This window comes from Lysinibacillus xylanilyticus (assembly GCF_001183605.1).
GTDB lineage: Bacteria > Bacillota > Bacilli > Bacillales_A > Planococcaceae > Lysinibacillus > Lysinibacillus xylanilyticus.
In genome coordinates this window covers 79,045-94,945 of the sequence record NZ_LFXJ01000013.1, presented here as the reverse complement: position 1 = coordinate 94,945, position 15,901 = coordinate 79,045, and the positions used below count along the sequence as shown (strand labels likewise).

General features: G+C 37.3%; 15 protein-coding genes. 1 reads left to right on the top strand and 14 read right to left on the bottom strand.

The window, feature by feature from the left end; all coding sequences use genetic code 11:
• Positions 1 to 113: 113 nt before the first annotated feature.
• The 7 genes from ACZ11_RS23450 to ACZ11_RS23420 all read right to left on the bottom strand — a co-directional run bounded on the left by ACZ11_RS23450 (position 114) and on the right by ACZ11_RS23420 (position 8,498).
• Positions 114 to 1,661: a fatty acid--CoA ligase family protein gene (locus ACZ11_RS23450; protein WP_049668955.1), complete on the bottom strand. Its 1,548-nt coding sequence runs from the start codon at positions 1,659 to 1,661 to the stop codon at positions 114 to 116.
• 333 nt (positions 1,662 to 1,994) lie between these two features.
• A complete protein-coding gene (locus ACZ11_RS23445) occupies positions 1,995 to 3,929 on the bottom strand; it encodes an FtsX-like permease family protein (RefSeq protein ID WP_049668954.1) in 1,935 nt (644 codons plus the stop codon).
• Complete coding sequence (locus ACZ11_RS23440) at positions 3,901 to 4,677, bottom strand: ABC transporter ATP-binding protein (RefSeq protein ID WP_049668953.1); 777 nt, start codon at positions 4,675 to 4,677, stop codon at positions 3,901 to 3,903. The genes ACZ11_RS23445 and ACZ11_RS23440 overlap by 29 nt, the downstream gene beginning before the upstream one ends.
• A gap of 12 nt (positions 4,678 to 4,689) precedes the next feature.
• Complete coding sequence (locus ACZ11_RS23435) at positions 4,690 to 5,124, bottom strand: hypothetical protein (RefSeq protein WP_049668952.1); 435 nt, start codon at positions 5,122 to 5,124, stop codon at positions 4,690 to 4,692.
• Between the two features lie 11 nt (positions 5,125 to 5,135).
• Positions 5,136 to 6,119: a sensor histidine kinase gene (locus ACZ11_RS23430; protein ID WP_049668951.1), complete on the bottom strand. Its 984-nt coding sequence runs from the start codon at positions 6,117 to 6,119 to the stop codon at positions 5,136 to 5,138.
• Positions 6,119 to 6,823, bottom strand: a complete 705-nt coding sequence (locus ACZ11_RS23425; protein WP_049668950.1) for a response regulator transcription factor — start codon at positions 6,821 to 6,823, stop codon at positions 6,119 to 6,121. The genes ACZ11_RS23430 and ACZ11_RS23425 overlap by 1 nt, the downstream gene beginning before the upstream one ends.
• Before the next feature lie 682 nt (positions 6,824 to 7,505).
• Entirely contained in the window at positions 7,506 to 8,498 is a 993-nt protein-coding gene (locus ACZ11_RS23420) for a lipoate--protein ligase (RefSeq protein ID WP_049668949.1), read from the bottom strand.
• A gap of 144 nt (positions 8,499 to 8,642) precedes the next feature.
• Between ACZ11_RS23420 and yhfH the strand changes: the two genes are divergently transcribed.
• Positions 8,643 to 8,768, top strand: a complete 126-nt coding sequence (gene yhfH / locus ACZ11_RS25410) for a protein YhfH (protein ID WP_012292204.1) — start codon at positions 8,643 to 8,645, stop codon at positions 8,766 to 8,768.
• Positions 8,769 to 8,866: 98 nt separating this feature from the next.
• On the opposite strand, the gene ACZ11_RS23415 is transcribed toward yhfH, so the two are convergent.
• The 7 genes from ACZ11_RS23415 to ACZ11_RS23385 form a co-directional block, all read right to left on the bottom strand.
• Positions 8,867 to 9,196, bottom strand: coding sequence for a hypothetical protein (locus tag ACZ11_RS23415; RefSeq protein WP_134008477.1), 330 nt, complete (start codon positions 9,194 to 9,196; stop codon positions 8,867 to 8,869).
• A gap of 82 nt (positions 9,197 to 9,278) precedes the next feature.
• Positions 9,279 to 11,468, bottom strand: a complete 2,190-nt coding sequence (locus ACZ11_RS23410) for a YhgE/Pip domain-containing protein (protein WP_049668947.1) — start codon at positions 11,466 to 11,468, stop codon at positions 9,279 to 9,281.
• A 115-nt stretch (positions 11,469 to 11,583) separates the two neighbouring features.
• Positions 11,584 to 12,156, bottom strand: a complete 573-nt coding sequence (locus ACZ11_RS23405; RefSeq protein WP_049668946.1) for a TetR/AcrR family transcriptional regulator — start codon at positions 12,154 to 12,156, stop codon at positions 11,584 to 11,586.
• Between the two features lie 122 nt (positions 12,157 to 12,278).
• Complete coding sequence (locus ACZ11_RS23400; protein ID WP_049668945.1) at positions 12,279 to 12,803, bottom strand: FixH family protein; 525 nt, start codon at positions 12,801 to 12,803, stop codon at positions 12,279 to 12,281.
• Positions 12,804 to 12,806: 3 nt separating this feature from the next.
• The gene (locus ACZ11_RS23395; RefSeq protein WP_049668944.1) at positions 12,807 to 14,195 is read right to left on the bottom strand and encodes a sensor histidine kinase; all 1,389 of its coding nucleotides are present in this window, start codon (positions 14,193 to 14,195) and stop codon (positions 12,807 to 12,809) included.
• Positions 14,192 to 14,875, bottom strand: a complete 684-nt coding sequence (locus ACZ11_RS23390; protein ID WP_082172878.1) for a response regulator transcription factor — start codon at positions 14,873 to 14,875, stop codon at positions 14,192 to 14,194. The genes ACZ11_RS23395 and ACZ11_RS23390 overlap by 4 nt, the downstream gene beginning before the upstream one ends.
• Positions 14,872 to 15,840, bottom strand: a complete 969-nt coding sequence (locus tag ACZ11_RS23385) for a YncE family protein (RefSeq protein ID WP_236690935.1) — start codon at positions 15,838 to 15,840, stop codon at positions 14,872 to 14,874. The genes ACZ11_RS23390 and ACZ11_RS23385 overlap by 4 nt, the downstream gene beginning before the upstream one ends.
• Positions 15,841 to 15,901: the final 61 nt, after the last annotated feature.

Sequence of the window (15,901 nt, the reverse complement as noted above, 5' to 3'; positions counted from 1 at the left end):
CTCATCGGACGCCCCCAGGAAGCTCTGCTCTGTGCGAAAGCGTAGCGACAGCAACAACAAAGCGCCCAGTCGGAACGGAAATCAACCACACGTTATGGTGATGAGTATTTATTTTACACTTTTTCTTTTAATGTACGACGCAAAATTTTTCCTGTCGTATTTTTCGGTAATTCATCCATAATCTCAATTACTTTAGGAACCTTGTATTTCACCATATGCTTTGCACAGTATGCTAGAAGGTCTTCTGTAGAAGTTGCTTCTGCATCTTTTAAGACAACATATGCATGAACTGCTTCTCCTAAGTTAGGATCTGGGAAACCTACAACTGCCGCTTCAACAATATTATTATGAGCAAAGAGTACTTCTTCAACCTCTCTTGGATATACATTAAATCCGCCTACAATAATCATATCTTTTTTACGGTCAACGATGTAAAAGTACCCTTCTTCGTCAACTCTAGCTAAGTCTCCCGTGTATAACCAGCCATCACGTATAGCCATCGCTGTTTCTTCAGGTAATTTATAATAGCCCCTCATAATGTTAGGCCCTCGTACAATTAGCTCCCCTACTTCGCCAACTGGCACTTCTTGACCATTAACATCCACCACCTTATTTTCAACATTGGAAATGGATGTCCCAATAGAACCTGCCTTACGCTCACGATCCAATGGGTTAAAGCACGTTACTGGTGATGCTTCTGATAAGCCAAAGCCCTCTGAAACACGCACATTAAATTTCTTCTCGAAATTATGTAATAGTGCTACAGGTAAAGACGCACCACCTGAAATCGCCAAACGTATTGTTGAGAAATCTTCAGGGTTGCTATCAGGTAATTGATACAAGAAGTTATACATAGTTGGCACACCAGCGAAGACTGTTGCCTTTTGTTCCTTCGTTATTTTAAAGATTTCAGTTGGACTAAAACGTGGTACAAGTAAAACCGTTGCTCCACTCAATAAAGGCGCATTGGCTACAACAGTTAACGCAAATACATGGAAAACTGGTAACGTAGCAATAATACGATCTTCTGCTTTATAGCCTAAATAATGCGCTACATCTCGTGCATTTGAATAGATATTTTTATGAGTCAGCATTGCACCCTTTGGAGTACCTGTCGTTCCTGAAGTATATAAAATAATTGCGTTATCATCGTCAGCTACTTCTACTGGTTGTAAAGAGTCCGATACACTAGCAATTACTTGTGAAAATAAATGAATTTTCGCCTTTGCCTCTTCGGATAAAGTCGTTACTTTTTCAGCAACATCCTCTGTTGTTTCACAAACAACAAATGTTTTTACTTTTGGAAAAGCATGTACACCCATTTCTACTAATGGAAGAAGTGCATCAAGTGCAATAACAGCTTGTACATCACCATTATGCAAAATATACGAGATTTCATCTGGTGAATAGATTGGATTAACCGGAATTGCCGTTGCCCCTAAGCGCATTGTTGCATATAACGCAATTAAATAATGTGGTGTATTGCCGAGTAAAAACGCCACATGGTCTCCTTTTTCTACCCCTAAATCTTGTAACCCCTTTGCAAAGCGACCAACTGTGTGTTCAAACTCACCGTACGTCGTATCTTTCCCCATAAAATGATACGCAATTTTATCCGGTTGTTCTAATGCTTGTTGACGAACACTTGAAACTAAATTCAATTACACCATCCCCTTTATCGTATCAATTTCGCCTTGGCGTAATTGAGGTCCGGATTTGGAATTGTGAATGCATAATTCATTCCTTTTAAAATCCGTGACATCCGCCGGAGGCTTTATCTTTATTCAGTAGATGTATGGACATCCCTTAAAAAGGAATTACACCCGAATCCATCTCACCACCTCAGAGGTGGAAGTCTGCTACTGGATGAAGATAAAATGAATCATTATTCAGTAATATTATATAAGAAATATATCTAAAAGACAACGAAACTTTTTATTTCATGTCATGAATTACGTCAAATAATTCATTTTTTTCTCTCTTATACATCTTTATTACGAACGAATATGTGAGATGTATCGCCAACGAATCAAATAAAAATAGACTACTTGTATTAAAACAAAAAACCCAAAAGCAAAGACAACTTCTTTTACAATGGAAATATTAGCAATATCTTTCAAGATACCTTGAACCATAAGAAAAGCAAAGGCGCTATGCATCATTGCAACACCCCATGGCAAGAAAAATTGTGGGAATAAATGACGGTTCACAAGCTTTTTGAGCTCTGTATCTGTTAAGCCCATTCGCTTTAAGACATCGAATTTACGCTTTTCTCTTTCAAGAGAAGTATGCAGTTTAAAGTAAACGAAGCTACCTGCTGCTAATAAAAATACAGTTGCTACTAAGACCCCTACTAATGTGAATAATGAGTAAGTAGCTAATACATAAGAATAATTTAAGCCAGCATTTTCAAAGTAAAATGGGCTAAACTTATTCTTCTTATAAAAATATTGATTTGCTGCTAACTCGCCTATGTCCTTGCCTATATCTTTCGTTTCCATCCACTGAGGAATATAGAAGGTAAACAAATGATAGGTTGGTTGCGCAACGTCTTTATCGGCAATCGGCTTTCTAAGCTTACTAAAATCCTCATCGCTTATTACTATAGAGTTAACGCTAACAATAGATCCTGGGAATACTATATTAGGATATACACTATCAATTGTTAGCGGGATAGAATTTTCCTCTAATACAGTATGCACAACTCTATCTTTTAGTTTTTTAAGAGACTCTTCCGAGTATGGTATAAACACTGCCTCTCCTGAAGCTAAATTAAGTAATGGGTAACTAAAGGAAGAAAGCAATACATTCATATCTGATTCCCTAAAAACTTCAACCTCATTCTGTGTATATGAAGATGTTTGCTTGATGACAACAAAGCGCGATAAATGATAGGACAGACCCTTCTCCTCTAATTGAATCCGTAAAGAGGCGATATGATTTCGCTCATATGGATTATCGACATCTCCCTTATAGACTAGCCCTAATGGATTTAAACGATCATATTGTATTGTATAGGAAGACATCGTCGCTAAAATACCGACCGATAAAAAGGCCATTGTTGACACCATCGTTACTACAAAAAACATTTTCACATTGTCCATCATAATATGAGTTTGCTCAGCTAATGAAAGAAGGCGATAGCGATGCCAATGAAATTTACGTTTGCCCCGTGCTTTATCTAAAAAGCAAGGTAAAGAATCTCTGAAAAAATAATATGTTCCAACGGTCGCTAAAAACGGAATTAATAATGCTAAACCGATCCAAGATGTATTCGATACGATAAATGCTAATACGTATGCTGATAAAATAAGGGTAATACCAAATACTGCACGAATTTTAGAATAGGTTGAAACACTATTTGAATAGTCATTTCCCTTAAGGAGATCGCGCAATTTTCTTTCACGTGTAAAATACACACTAATTAAGGAAATGACCACAAAAGCACTTGTGAAGACACCAATCGTTAGTAAAAATGGCTGCCATGAAACATATAGGGGTAAACTATCTAAATGTAAAATTTCTCGAACAATCATGAAAAAGAATTTCGAAAATGAGAAACCAAATATAATCCCAACAAAAATAGAGCCCGATCCAATAATCATTGTCTCCAAAAAGACAAGCTTATTCATCTGGCGTTTTTCCATTCCTAAATGTAATAAAATTGCAAACTCATGTGATCTAGCCTCTAAAAAAGCACTCATCGAATAATATAAAAAGAATAAGGTAAAAAGGACGAGTACGATTTCCGCACCAACCATTCCAAGTAACGATGCCTCTCCTAATATCCCTTGTTCAATATCCGGATGAAACATGAGCATTGAATAGATGAAAAACACAGCCACAGAAAAAAAGCTTGCCATGAAAAAGGCTCCGTATATACGGCTGTTCCGTACGACATTACGGTAAGCGAATTGTCGAAAGGTCACCTACTTGTCCTCCTCCTAGTAAGCTCAAAACATTTAATATTCTTTGGAAAAACATTTGACGACGGTCATCTTTGTAAATTTCATTGAAAAATTCACCATCTTTAATAAATAACACGCGATCACAGTAGCTAGCTGCAATAGGATCATGTGTTACCATTACGATCGTTGTTCGTTTTTCCTGATTAATTTTTGTTAAAAGTTCAAGTACATCACGCGAAGAATTCGAATCCAAATTTCCTGTTGGCTCATCTGCTAAAATGAGACTTGGACTATGAATAAGTGCACGTCCAATGGCTGTTCTTTGTGCTTGTCCACCTGATATTTCATTTGGGCGTTTATGCAAGAATGAAGTTAAATCGAGCTTTTCCACAATACTTGCAAGACGCTCCTCCATTACTTCTAATGGTTGTTGATCTAATGTAAGTGGCAGCACAATATTCTCTTCCACCGTCAGCATATGCAAAAGATTAAAATCCTGAAAAATAAAACCAAGCTGTCTTCTTCTAAAGTAGGCAAGCTCAGTTGCTTTCAGTGTATGAGGATTCATGCCATCTAAAATGATTTCTCCACTCGTTGGTTCATCAATCGTAGAAATGATATTCAATAATGTTGTTTTTCCACTTCCTGATGGACCCATGACTGCTAAAAACTCACCTTCCTCCACATTAAAGCTTAGTTGATTTAACGCACGATGAGTTACTTTGCCTTCATACACCTTCGTCACGTCTTTTATTTGTAAAATAGGCATATCTTGTTCACCTTATTTCTTGATTAATTCCAAGGGTTCTGGTAAAAGCCATTGCAATACTACCTCAAAGCCAATTTGAAAGTGTGGCCCTGTTAAAAATTCAGCTGACTTATTACCATCTTCCTCTACTAGACTAAAGCAATGCGAACCAACGATTACATCCCAGGCATCTACTTCACCTTCAATGATTTCTCCACAAATCGTATAATGCCCACTGTACATCACTTGTTCACCTTCTACAGGAAAAGCGTTAAGTAAAGTTGGTTTATGTAAGTCTAGCCCAAGCTTATTCGAAAAATGCATTACTTCTTCATTAAACAAAAGACTAGCCTTACGAAAATTTTTGCAGGATAAACACTCACAAACATCGTTATGCGATTCGTATAATGCCTCTGTTTTTTCTGTCTCTACATGTAAAACCCATTCATCCAAACATACTTCTGTCATTTCCGATCCCCCTAATTCGTAAAAGTCACTGTAACAATTGTTCCTTTTCCAACCTCTGATGTTATGTTTAGTTCATGACCGAGTTTTTCACAGATTTCTTTCGCTAAATATAAGCCCATCCCTGTGGACTCCCCAGTTTTACGTCCATTTTCACCAGTAAAAAAGGCTTTAGTGACACGAGAAAGATCGGAAGCTGGAATACCAATACCTTCATCACGAATGGATAATTGTACGTAGTCATTCTTTTTAATGGCGGAAATGACTATTTTTTTATTTGCTTCAAACGTATATTTAACCGCATTCGTTACGAATTGCCCGATAATAAAGCGTAGCCATTTTGAATCACTTGCTACGATGATGTCATCCTCAATATGAATCTCTGGAAAAACACGCTTTGTAATAAATAAACGTTTATTTTCATTTACAGTTGCAGTAACAATCGTTTTTAAAGTAACCTGTTCTACTTGCATATCCTCTTCAAAGTTTTCTAATCGAGCATTCACCAACACCATATCCAAGCCTCTACGCAAGCGGTCAATTTCCTCCTGCACATTCTTTTTATCGAGAGGACGCTCATCCTGTAATAAAAGCTCAATAACAGAAATTGGCGTTTTCATCTGATGCACCCATTGATTAATAAACTGATCATGTCGTTTTTGGCCTGCATATAACGATTGAAGTTCATGCTTATATAGTCGATATAGTTCATGCATATATTTCTCAGCCTGCACCGCCTCAGCTGTTTTAGCATTTTTTCGCAACACATCCTCCATTGTTTTAGGAAGCTGTGATATTTTTAATAAATAACGTTGGCGCATTAAATAACGGATAAGTAAAAACGAGGTTAATAACACTAAACTAATACAGAAGGAATAAATAGCAGTATCAACATTTCGAAAGCCGTCCAACCAATATAAGACCATGATGAAGCCTACTAATAAGAACTGGAATACAATGAACGATGCGTAATCACGCAAAAATAATTTCCAGCCCACTATAACTCACCTGCACTTAAAATAAAGCGATAGCCTGCTCCGCGTACCGTTTCTATAGAAGACGAAATATGATAATCAGCTAGCTTTTTCCGCACTCGTGTCATATTGACGTTCAACGTATTCTCATCGACAAATGCCTGATCGTCCCAAAGCTCTTCTAACAGTTGCTCACGTGTCACTACTTTCGGCGCATTTCCCATTAACAGTTCTAATATGATACATTCTTTTTTCTGAAGTGGGATCTCTAAATCATTTTTATGAAGCTCCATTCTTTCTAAATGAAGAACAAGCTGTCCTTGTTTAATTGTCCGCTCCTCTTGTTTCGATGCATATTCACCATATGTACGACGCAAGTGACTACGGATTTTAGCCAATACAATTTCATAATTAAATGGCTTCGTAATGAAATCGTCGCCCCCATTTTCTAGCGCAAAAATTTGATCCATTTCCCCAGAACGAGCGGAAATGAAAATAATTGGACAAGTTGTATGTTGACGTAGTTGGCGACACCAATAGTAGCCATCGTACGAAGGTAAATTTATATCAAGCAACACCATATGTGGATTAAATGCTGTAAATTCTTCAACGAGATGATCAAATTCTTTGATCGTTTCAACTTCGTATTGATATTTTCTTAGCGTTTCTGCGAGCAAAGACGCAATTTTCACATCATCTTCGACAATAAATATTCGATGCTTCTCCATACCAACACTCCTTTCTATCTTATATTGTATCAAAAAAAGGCCCGTTGACATAACTGTCAGCGAACCTTTTGTAGCAGGTGTGTTAATTAACCATTTTTATCCATTCTGATTAATTAGAAGGCTCTGATTTCCGCTACGGGCTACTCGCTTTCCTGCGGGCGAGCGTCGAGCCGCTTCCTCCGCTTCCTCCGCTGCGCTCCGTGCAGGGTCTCGTCTGTCTCGCTTTCCCGCGGGAGTCGAGTAGCCCTACGCTACAATCAGTTAAAATGGAAATATATTAGCGAAATAGCAACAAAAAATCCTTTTATCGCTCAATAATAAACTGATTTTTTTCCTAATCAACACGCCTGCTTTTGTAGTAAAAATTAACATCGAATCGTTAGATACAGATTTTTGAGGACTCACCACCAAAAGATGGGATGGTATTTTTTAAACATTTACGATTTATCTTCATTCAGTAGAAATTGATATAAGTTGATTGGAGTGGAGACTGGGCGACTCCTTGGGGAACAGCGTCACAGATGAGACCCTACAGCGAAGCGAAGCGGCTCATCGGACACCCCCAGGAAAGCGCCCAGTCGGAACGGAAATCAACCACACGTTATGGAACGGTTCCATTTTGAAAAAGTGTGTACTCTTATATCTCAATAAGGACATTTGCCAATTTCTACACAAGCTTTTCTTAATAAATTAATTGTAAAAACTCTTCTGTCGTAATTCCACCAAAGTATGTTGGAATATCAATATCTGTTAACGCCTCAGCAATTGCAGTTCGATCATAGTTTGTCCCAACCAATCGTTGTTCAACATCTGCCATGTCGCCTACACCGAAGAAATCACCAAAAATATGTGCTTCTTCAATAATCCCATGATTTACCTCTAAGCGGATATCAATTCCTCCTGTTGGGAAACGATGTGTTTTTTGAATATTAAAGCGTGGTGATTTCCCATAGTTCCATTCCCATGTTTGATAACGCTCAGCAGATAGCTTATGGATATTTGCCCAATCTTCCTCCGTTAACTCATAATAGCGAATATTTTCTTCACCACCGAAAATGGATTTTAAAATTTCTAGGCGGAATTCTTCGACTGTCATCTCATCCTTTAAGAACTCAGAAATATTAGCTACTCTTGAACGAATCGATTTAATGCCCTTTGATTCAATTTTATCTTTCTTCACCTTTAATGCAGATACAACAGCATCGATTTCTGTATCAAACATTAAAGTACCGTGGCTAAACATACGGCCTTTTGTAGAAAACTGTGCGTTGCCAGAAACTTTACGCCCTTCCGCTAAAATGTCGTTGCGGCCTGATAGCTCAGCATGAACTCCCATTTTTGCAAGTGCATCTACAACAGGCTGAGTGAATTTTTTATAATTCATAAAGCTATCGCCGTCGTCTTTAGTGATAAAACTGAAGTTAAGATTCCCTAAGTCATGATACACCGCGCCCCCACCAGAAAGACGTCGCACAACGATAATGCCATTATCCTCTACATAATCTGTATTAATCTCTTCGATAGTATTTTGATTTTTACCAATGATGATTGAAGGTTGATTAATGTAAAAAAGTAGCACTGGCTCCTTCTCAACATCCATCGTTTTTAATAAATACTCCTCAATGGCAAGGTTAATGCGTGGATCATGAATCCCTTTATTATCAACGAATATCATAAATTACGTTTCCTCCTTCACAATATATCCATATTTATTTTAACGTAAATTAGGCATTTTGTGTTGACGAAAAGCATCTGTTATAATACACTATGAAATATAGAAACAGTAATAGTACAGATGAACTTAAAGGAGGAGTCCACAATGTTAGAAAATGTAGTTGAATTTTTCAAGAACCTACCTGCAAAGCAATGTACAGAATGCGGTGAAAAAATTGAAGAACAAAGTGAATGCTACAGCAACACTTGTGAAAAATGTAACCACCTATAAGCATTTGCCTATTCTGTAATTGTCATATATGTGCCCACTCGTACTTATAATGACAGCCCTCATCATATATTGATGAACCATTAATTAATCTCTTACACTTACAAAACAGCAGCTGATACGCTCATATCGGCTGCTGTTTTTTGTGTGATTTTTTGCATATGAGCCATTTTCCCACGTACCCGAACAGTTTTACACTTTACCTGATTAGTTTTCGGGGATACACGAGCAGTTTTACTCTCTACCTGATCAGTTTTCGAAGATACACGAGCAGTTCTACTCTTTACCTGATTAGTTTTCAGGGATACACGAGCAGTTCTACTCTCTACCTGATTAGTTTTCGGGGATACACGAGCAGTTCTACTCTCTACCTGATTAGTTTTCGGGGATACACGAGCAGTTCTACTCTCTACCTGATTAGTTTTTGGCATCTCTTCCTTACCCCCATTTAAAGCAATCATTCAATCACAAAAAAACACCCACCAAAATTGGTGGGTGTAAAAATTCCTATTTTTAATTTTCTTCAGCTACTTTTGAATAACGTTTTGTGTGAAGTAGCATGAAATAACCAAAAGTAATAACTAAGAATACTACTAGGAAGCCTAATAGAACTCCGTAGTTTGACATTAAGAATGATGTATCACCAGTTGAGATACTTGCTTTAAATGCTGAAACAGTATATGTCATTGGCAATAGTTTATTAAATACTTGTAATGGTTCTGGGATTAACTCAAGTGGGAATGTACCCGCACTTGTTGTAAGTTGTAAAATTAATACAACAATCGCCATAAAGCGTCCTGGATCACCGAAAATAGATACTAACATTTGGATTAAAGCTAAGAAAACATAACTTGTTAATAATGCTGTTAAGAAGAAGTATCCTAAACTATATACTTCAAGGCCTAAGCTCCATTTTACAATAAACACTGTTAATATAGTTTGAATTAAGCCGACTATTGCTAAAACTGAGACTTTACTTGTAAACCAAGTTGCGCCATTTTTTGGACGGATCGCTGGTTCCACTAATGGGAACACGATAGAGATTAATAATGCACCAACGAATAAGCCAAGAGAAATAAAGTATGGTGAGAAACCTGTTCCATAGTTAGGTACATGGTTAACAGATTCTTTTTCAACCTCAACTGGGCTACCTACCATATCATATGTGTCTTTACCAGAATGAACTTCTTTCGCTTTATCACTTGCTTCACCTAGTTTGCTAGATAAAGTTGATGTACCATCTACAAGTTCAGTAGTACCATCAGCAAGCGTTTTAGAACCTTCTGCTAATTCACCTGATTTAGATGCAAGTGTTGATGTACCTTGATTCAATGTTTTTGAACCACTTGCTAGCTCATTTAAACCTGAAGCCAATGTGTTAGAACCAGTTACGGCTGTCTTAACACCAGCATTTAATTCCCCTAATTTTTGAGCAAGTGTTGCATTACCAGCTTGAAGACCTTTTGCTCCTTCGACTAATGCACCACTTTTTGATGTTAACTCATTAGCACCTGCTAACACTTGTGATTGACCTGCTGCAATTTGTGATGCACCAGAACTTACCTGGTTAGCACCAGCTTGTAATTTTTCTGTACCAGCAGTTAAAGAACCTAAGCCATTATGCACGCTTGCACTTCCTGCTTGTAGCTCTCCTAATGTTTGTTTTAATACTGCCGCTTGCTCTTCAGGCAATGCAGCCATCATGCCTTCTAATTGATTTGATAAAGCAGTGATACCTGCTTCTACTTTTGCAGAACCAGCTGTTAATTGACTTGCTGCACCATTTAATGCACCTGCATTTTCAGCAATTGATGCTGCGCCTGCACTAATTTGTTGTTGTTTATCGTTAATTGTAGCTAAACCTGCTTGAACCTTTCCTACACCTTGTGTATATTGTGATACACCTTGTGAAAGAGTTGTTGCTCCAGATGCTGCTTGTTGTGCACCTTGTTGTAACTGTCCAGTGCCGTCTTGTATTTTCACTAGACCATTAGATAAGTCATTTGCGCCTTTTGCAGCGTCTCCAGCACCTTTAGTAATTTTATCTGTACCATTTGATAATTCAACTGTGCTTGATGCTAGTTGCTCAAGATAACCTTTTAAATCTTTTGCACCATTAGCTAAAGTTTTAGCACCTTCATCTAGCTTACCAGAGCCATCAGCAGCCTCTGTAAAGCCATCTCCCATTGTTGTAATAGAATCAAATAACTTTTCTGCATAAGTAGCAGAAACTTGTTTATTCACTTCCGCACGAATTTTTTCCATTGCTGATTCACCAATTTGTGCACTCAGGAAGTTTAATCCTTCATTCGGAATATAATTCATAACTAATTTAGAAGGTTTGTCATCTAATAACGTAGTCGCATGCTCAGAGAAATTTGTTGGAATTTCTAGAGTCATATAATAATCTCGGCCATTTAGGCCTTTTTCAGCATCTTCTTTGGATACTTCAACGAATTTAAATTGCTCACTATCGACAAGTTTTTTAACCAAGTCTTTCCCTACATCTAATTTAACGCCTTCCATTTCAGCGCCCTTATCTTGGTTAACAACTGCTACTGGTAAATTTGGCAGGCCTGCATACGGATCCCAAAACGCCCATAAAAACATGCCTGCGTACATGACTGGGATAAATAATACAGCGATAATCGAAACAAGCATTTTTCTTGTTTTAAAGATTTTCAGCCACTCAGCTTTAATCATAAGTTTTCTTCACTCCTATAATTTTTGACCGAAAACGTCAGTCGGTCAGTTTTATTCAAAAAAAAACCTAAATCTTCCCTAGACTGTCATTGATTCATCTTTTAGCTCAGCCGAATCAAGATAGAATTAGCCCTCGAAAGATCGTTTCCTTGAAAAGATTTAAGATCTTTTCTTCAGGAATAATATCGCCATGTAGCTCATGCCAATCAACGACAAATGCTAGATACGCCTTTAACAATAGAAAGCTTACTAATTCTGCATCACAATCTTTAATTTCGCCTTTATCGATACGTCTTTGAATTAATTCAGTAACGAAGGATAAAACTTCATTCTCAATGCGAACTAAAACTTGTTTAACTGCTGGCGTTCGTAGCTCCTTTTCTTCCTCTAATAACTTCGCAAATAAAAGATGTTTTTCACGGAACTGTAGCATTTTCATTAAAGCATTATGCGCATTGTCCATAAAGCTAGCGGATGCATCCAACACTGCATCTGCTTCTGCTTGCATCTCTCGTACAAGTGACATAGCTATCTCTTGAAATAAAATTTCTTTATTTGCAAAGAATGTGTAAATCGTCCCTTTGCCGACGTTGGCGATTTTAGCCACTTGCTCCATTGTTGTTGCCTTGTAACCAAACAATGTAAAGGATTTTGCAGCTGCTTCAAGAATTTCCTGCCTACGATCCATTAGTAACATCCTTTCCTGTTATGTTATGTACATGCCTTTGTACACGAAAATGATAATGACCAGAAAACCATTTCGGTCATCTGGTCATTATCATATTCCTATTTTAAAAATAATGCAAGCATTTAATTGTGATTTTTTTCACTTTTTTCGTGATCACTATGCTCAGAAGTATCATTACCGTGATTCATCGTATTATGATCCATACTGTTGTTATTTGCTTTTTCATCCTCTGGTAAAACTTTCGTCATATCAGGGCTGCCAGCAGTAACTTGTTGCTTCGGCATATTATGAACGCCATTAGCAGTTGTATGAGCATACATATAATATACCCCATCGTGGTCAAATGTAGTCGTCGCTTTATAAACGCCATCTTTCTCTAATTTACCGTCAATCATTTGCCCTTGATCACGTTTACCAGATTCCCATACCTCAAATTGTACAACTGCATCATCAACTTTTTTGCCGCCTTGTTCAACTTGCGCAGCAAGATCAATCGTTTCATTGATTGCTACTTCTTTCGGTGTTAAAATTTCAACTTCTGGTATTTGAGCTACCTCAGGCTCTGGTAAATCAGCTGACTCTTTCTTTTCTCCGCATCCTACTAACAATGCAGGTACTGCAACTAATGCTAATAACCATTTTTTCATGTTTTATTCCTCCATTAACGGCAATGTAATTTTTACAACTGTGCCTTTTTCAACTTCACTTTCAATCTCAATCTTGCCATGCAACTGCTTCAACAATTGTTCAACAATTGACAAGCCTAGCCCACTGCCACCATCTGCTCGGCTCCGCGCTTTGTTCACACGATAAAAGCGCTCAGTTACATGCGATAAATCCTCTTGAGGAATACCCATTCCATAATCCTTAATGATAATTTGTGCACTATCATTATCCTCAAAAGCAGTAATTTCAACCTTTGACTGTTCATACGAGTAATTAATGGCATTTTCAATAATATTTATAAAAATTTGTTTCAGCTTTACTTCATCAGCTTTGATGATTAATGCATCATCAGCATCCAAATGGAGTGCAATGCTCTTCTTCTCTGCCTGGTGAGTTAATATTTTTTGAACCTCACGTAATGTTTCGGCAAGAGGAATTGGATATAAAGTAATTTCTGCTTGTTCATTTTCCATCCGAACAAGTTGAAGCAATTCATTCGTTAAACGTTCCATACGATTTGCCTCACGTACAATCAGTTGGATCGTTTCCTCTTTTTGATGTTCTGGAATAATGCCATTCTGCATTGCTTCACTATACCCTTTTACATAGCTAATAGGTGTCCGTAGCTCATGTGAAACTGTCGCTAAAAACGTTTTTTGAGCCTCATCCTCTTGTTGGATCGCCTCTGCCATTTGATTAAAGGTGCTCGATAGTCTTCCAATTTCGTCTTTTGAATGAACTGGCACACGTGTTCCATAATTTCCGTATGACATCTGCTCAACAGCTCTTTGTAAATTACTTAATGGCCGCATAATATGACGAATTCCTTTATAAATTAAATAGCTGATAATAATTAAAAAGATAAAAGCACTGACAAATAAGAAAATGACTTCATTATTCGCTAACTCACTAATTTTTGCTAAAGGGAAGTATATATAAATAATCCCTTCGAGCCTATTTTGATCTACTAGCGGAAGTACTACAGAAATTAGCTGTCTATCAAATCGGGGTTCATACCCAATTTTTTGTACATATTCACCTGCAAGCAATTGTTGTCGCTCTTCTGGACCAATTAATGTTTCGAAATCAATATCAAACGGCACACAGGCACTTAGTTCTCGTGGATTTCTTACTGCAAAAATATTCAAATTCGAATAATTAGCATAATGCTCAATATCTGCAATAAATTCATCCGTCACCTTACTGCCGGTATACATCGTTTGAAGCTTTGTCCCTATTTCTACCATCGTCTCTTCAGTGTCTTCTACATAAAGTCGTTCATATAAATAATCAGTCAGGACATACATAAAGACAACGGTAATGATCAAAAATGCAAAGATTAATAGCCAAATGCGTGTTGAAATCTTTTTCATTCGCCAGGATCAAAGCGATAGCCCACTCCCCAGACGGTTTGAATATGCCCCGCCGCTTCCTTTCCAAGCTTTAGACGTAAGGTTTTTATATGAGTGTCAACAGTTCTTGTTCCCCCTACATAATCAATATCCCAAATGCGTTCTAGTAATTGTTCCCTCGTATAAGCATTTCCAGGATTATTCATAAATAAATGTAATAGTTCAAATTCCTTTAAAGTAAGCGGAACACTCTTGCCATCTACAGATACCTTTCGTGCAATCTCATCTATTTTAATAGGTCCAATTATTACGTATTTTTGCTGTAAGTCTTCAATATTAGTACCACTTCTTCTTAGCACAGCTTGGATTCGCGCAACTAGCTCATCATTTGTAAAGGGTTTTACAATATAATCATCTCCGCCTATTGTTAAGCCTTTAACCTTATCTTCGTTTGCATCACGTGCTGTCAGGAAAATAATTGGTAAACTCGACATCGCACGTATACTTTGACAAACCGCAAAGCCATCTTCATGCGGCATCATCACATCAAGTAAAACTAAATCAATTTTTTCGCGTACAATAATATCGTAGGCTTCTGTACCACTCGCTGCTGTTACGGTCTCAATTTTTGCATTATGGAGCATCATTTCTATTAAATTACGCATATCTTGCTCATCATCAACAATTAATACAGTTGTCACATTTTTTCCTCCCTCACTAACAATTGAAATGCACCTTTCCCCACATCAACTGTTTTTTTCACCTGACCTTCTTTTATGAAATACAAAGTATGGTCATCATAGCCAGCGACAACAATATAATCTTTAAACTGATTTACCACAAATGGATTAGCTCCTACCTCTTGCTGCCATTTCACATTTCCATCAAAGTCGGCAACATATAATTCATTACGGCCATGACTAACAACTAGAACAGCATCCTTTGTTTTAGTTAATCCAACAGGCATTAAAGGCATTTCTATCTCCCCGTGTTTGACACCTGTTATTAGATCATATTTTTTAACAGAGTTATTCGGTTTACTTCCTTCTCCATGGCCACCAATCCATAGTTCATTTTTCTCTTCAAGAATTGCTATTCCATGTGATGATTTTTGAATCGGCCACTCTTGTTCAACTTTTAGATTCTCAATATTTAACACCGATAATTTCGTATCTTTATAATTTATCACATATAGCTTATCTTTATAGGCTGCCATTGACATAGGATAATTACCAAGCTTCTGTGTTGCCAGTTCGTTGCCTTCTTCATCAAAGCTTGTCACTGTATTCGTTTTGCTATTCGTAATAAAAAACTGTTTTCTATTTTCAGCATAATACGCATTCGTTGAACCAAGCTGTACTTTTTTAGAATAGAGCTTCTTTCCGGTTGATAATGTATAGACGTCAATTTCATTTAATTGATGACCATACAATAACACACGATCATCTCCGAGGAGTATTGCCCCTGAGTAAGCTTTATCTAATAACCATGTTGCTATCCCATTACCTTGTTCATCTATAAAATCTAGCGAAGGCTCTTGTATATTTAAGGACGCAACAAAATTCTGATCGCGTTCAATAGGCTTAAACGATTTCTCCGTACACCCTACTAGCAATACAAGCTGTACTAAAGAAAAAATGAAGAATGCCCATTTTTTCAACATCATCACCTCTGTTTCTTAACTATACTTCACAATTGTGAAATTCACGTGAAACTTGAGAGGTAAA

Coding starts and splice junctions, on each gene's coding strand:
- ACZ11_RS23400 (WP_049668945.1), bottom strand. CDS start 12,803: ATGAAAAAATGGTTATTAGCATTAGTTGCAGTACCTGCATTGTTAGTA.
- yhfH (WP_012292204.1), top strand. CDS start 8,643: ATGTTAGAAAATGTAGTTGAATTTTTCAAGAACCTACCTGCAAAGCAA.
- ACZ11_RS23425 (WP_049668950.1), bottom strand. CDS start 6,823: ATGGAGAAGCATCGAATATTTATTGTCGAAGATGATGTGAAAATTGCG.
- ACZ11_RS23435 (WP_049668952.1), bottom strand. CDS start 5,124: ATGACAGAAGTATGTTTGGATGAATGGGTTTTACATGTAGAGACAGAA.
- ACZ11_RS23440 (WP_049668953.1), bottom strand. CDS start 4,677: ATGCCTATTTTACAAATAAAAGACGTGACGAAGGTGTATGAAGGCAAA.
- ACZ11_RS23410 (WP_049668947.1), bottom strand. CDS start 11,468: ATGATTAAAGCTGAGTGGCTGAAAATCTTTAAAACAAGAAAAATGCTT.
- ACZ11_RS23405 (WP_049668946.1), bottom strand. CDS start 12,156: ATGGATCGTAGGCAGGAAATTCTTGAAGCAGCTGCAAAATCCTTTACA.
- ACZ11_RS23395 (WP_049668944.1), bottom strand. CDS start 14,195: ATGAAAAAGATTTCAACACGCATTTGGCTATTAATCTTTGCATTTTTG.
- ACZ11_RS23415 (WP_134008477.1), bottom strand. CDS start 9,196: ATGCCAAAAACTAATCAGGTAGAGAGTAGAACTGCTCGTGTATCCCCG.
- ACZ11_RS23385 (WP_236690935.1), bottom strand. CDS start 15,840: ATGATGTTGAAAAAATGGGCATTCTTCATTTTTTCTTTAGTACAGCTT.
- ACZ11_RS23420 (WP_049668949.1), bottom strand. CDS start 8,498: ATGATATTCGTTGATAATAAAGGGATTCATGATCCACGCATTAACCTT.